The sequence below is a fragment of the Thiolapillus sp. genome, assembly GCF_048562965.1.
GTDB lineage: Bacteria > Pseudomonadota > Gammaproteobacteria > Chromatiales > Chromatiaceae > Thiolapillus > Thiolapillus brandeum_A.
Genome location: NZ_JBHNMF010000104.1, coordinates 6,472 through 8,697 on the forward strand (window position 1 = coordinate 6,472; position 2,226 = coordinate 8,697).

The window sequence follows — 2,226 nt, forward strand, 5'->3', positions numbered from 1 at the left end:
GTTCAGTGGCCATGCCGTTTCCCGGATGTTCGAGCGTGGCATTCGCAAGGAAGATGTCGTGCAGGCGGTAAATGACGGTGAGGTCATACAGCGTTATCCGGATGACAGGCCCTACCCAAGCTGTCTGCTATTATGGAACACGTCAGATTTGGTGATACATGTCGTGACCGTTTATAAGCCCTCATTGACACTTTGGGAATCAGACTACCGAAACAGGAAAAAACGATGGAATGCGTAATTTGCAAAACCGGTGAAACCCGTCCCGGCCATGTGACCGTCACCTTGCAGCGCGAGGGAGTCACCCTGCTGATCAAGGACGTTCCTGCTGAAATCTGTGATAACTGCGGAGAATATTACCTCCGTGAAGCAGTTGCGGAACGCGTCATGCAGCAGGCAGAAACGGCTGCTGGAAAGAATGTGGAACTGGAGATTCTTTATTTTGCCGCCTGACCCGATGGCCGAGCCGATCATGCTCTCGGCCCTGCAACACTATAGCTATTGCCCGCGCCAATGCGCCCTGATCCACCAGGAACAGAGTTTCGACGACAATGAGTACACTCTGCGTGGACAACGCGCACATCGCCGGGTGGACAGTGGTGAAATCAGCACAGAAGACGGCAGGCAGGTATTGCGCGCGTTGCCCCTGTACAGTGATCGCCTGGGATTGGTGGGTAAGGCCGACGTGGTGGAGTTTCTGCCCGATGGCACCCCCTATCCGGTGGAATACAAGCAGGGTAAGCGACACAAACACGATCACGATGACATTCAGCTCGCCGCACAGGCCCTGTGTCTGGAAGAAATGATCGGCTGTGTTGTATCTGAAGGCGCAATCTATCACCACAAGAGCAAGCGTCGACGTGTGGTTCACATTACGGACAGGCTTCGCCAGCAGGTGGAAACATTTGTGGATGTTGTCCGTCACTTGCTCAAAAGTGGCGGCATGCCACCGCCGGCGGACGATGCCAGCCTGTGCCGTGCCTGCTCCCTACACAACATTTGCCAACCGGAACTCGTTGGATCCAGACATCGTATCCACGACTTGTCCAAGCATTTATTCGAAGTGGACGAGTCCTCGCAGTGAAACAACTGCTCAACACGCTCTACGTTTCCACGGAAGGTGCCTGGCTCAGGCTTGAAGGAGAGACACTGGTGGTCATGATCGAGAAGGAAAAGCGTCTGCAAGCCCCCTTACATCACCTGGGAGGCATTGTCTGTATCGGGCGCATTAACCTGAGCAGCGCACTGATGGCCCGCTGCATGAAAGATGGCCGCAGCATCGTCTGGCTCAATGAAAATGGACGCTTTCAGGCACGTGTTGAGGGACCGGTCAGTGGAAATATTCTGCTGAGGCAAGCTCAGCACCGGGCCGCCGACGATCTGGAATGCGTTTTGACCATGGCCAGGAGTTTTGTTGCAGGGAAACTGCGCAACAGCCGCCAGGTGCTTCTTCGCAGCAGTCGGGACAGCAAATCAGACACCGAAAAAGATGCACTGAAAAATGCAGCGGCAAGCCTTGCAGTCAATCTTCGAAATCTCGAACATGCCGGCCAACTCGACTCAATACGAGGGCTTGAAGGTGATGCCGCCCGGGTTTATTTTGGATGCTTCAATGATATGCTCCGACCGTCATTGACGGATGTATTTCAATTCAGAACGCGTAACCGGCGGCCTCCGAAAGACCCTGTCAATGCATTACTCTCTTTTCTCTATGCACTGTTGCTGACCGATTGCCGGTCCGCGCTGGAAACGGTTGGACTGGACTCCCAACTGGGTTTCTTACATGCTGTGCGGCCGGGCCGGCATGCCCTGGCACTGGATCTTCTGGAGGAATTTCGCGCCGTATTTGGCGATCGTCTTGCGCTCACATTGATCAACCGGGGGCAGATTACGGCAAAGGACTTCGACTACAATCCCGGGGGCAGCGTCCTACTCAACGACAAGGGAAGGAAAAAGTTGCTGATCGCCTACCAGGAACGAAAGAAGCATGAGATCACTCACCCGGTTCTGGAACAGAAAGTTGAGATTGGCCTGATCCCCATCTTGCAGGCGAGATTCCTTGCGCGCCATCTCAGAGGGGATACGGACGCCTATATTCCTTATCTTCACAAGTAGGGATTTATCATGCTGATACTTGTTACCTATGATGTATCCACGCAAACTGCTGAAGGCCGCAGAAGACTCCGCCGTGTCGCCAAGGCATGCCAGAACTATGGACAGCGGGTTCAG

General features: G+C 54.1%; 5 protein-coding genes. All 5 read left to right on the forward strand.

Annotation, left to right across the window (positions count from 1 at the left end):
• A partial coding sequence (locus ACOCD2_RS07645; RefSeq protein ID WP_293652929.1) for a DUF4258 domain-containing protein occupies window positions 1–238 on the forward strand: 238 nt, incomplete at its 5' end.
• Complete coding sequence (locus ACOCD2_RS07650; RefSeq protein ID WP_293652930.1) at window positions 226–450, forward strand: type II toxin-antitoxin system MqsA family antitoxin; 225 nt, start codon at window positions 226–228, stop codon at window positions 448–450. The genes ACOCD2_RS07645 and ACOCD2_RS07650, both read left to right, overlap by 13 nt.
• Before the next feature lie 4 nt (window positions 451–454).
• Window positions 455–1,081, forward strand: coding sequence for a CRISPR-associated protein Cas4 (cas4, locus tag ACOCD2_RS07655; protein WP_293648644.1), 627 nt, complete (start codon window positions 455–457; stop codon window positions 1,079–1,081).
• Entirely contained in the window at window positions 1,078–2,112 is a 1,035-nt protein-coding gene (cas1c, locus tag ACOCD2_RS07660) for a type I-C CRISPR-associated endonuclease Cas1c (protein ID WP_293648647.1), read from the forward strand. Before cas4 ends, cas1c begins: the two co-directional genes overlap by 4 nt.
• A 9-nt stretch (window positions 2,113–2,121) precedes the next feature.
• A partial coding sequence (cas2, locus tag ACOCD2_RS07665; protein ID WP_293672830.1) for a CRISPR-associated endonuclease Cas2 occupies window positions 2,122–2,226 on the forward strand: 105 nt, incomplete at its 3' end.

Bases quoted from the DNA above. Each gene is read 5' to 3' on its own strand.
- cas4 (WP_293648644.1), top strand. From the start codon at position 455: ATGGCCGAGCCGATCATGCTCTCGGCCCTGCAACACTATAGCTATTGC.
- ACOCD2_RS07650 (WP_293652930.1), top strand. From the start codon at position 226: ATGGAATGCGTAATTTGCAAAACCGGTGAAACCCGTCCCGGCCATGTG.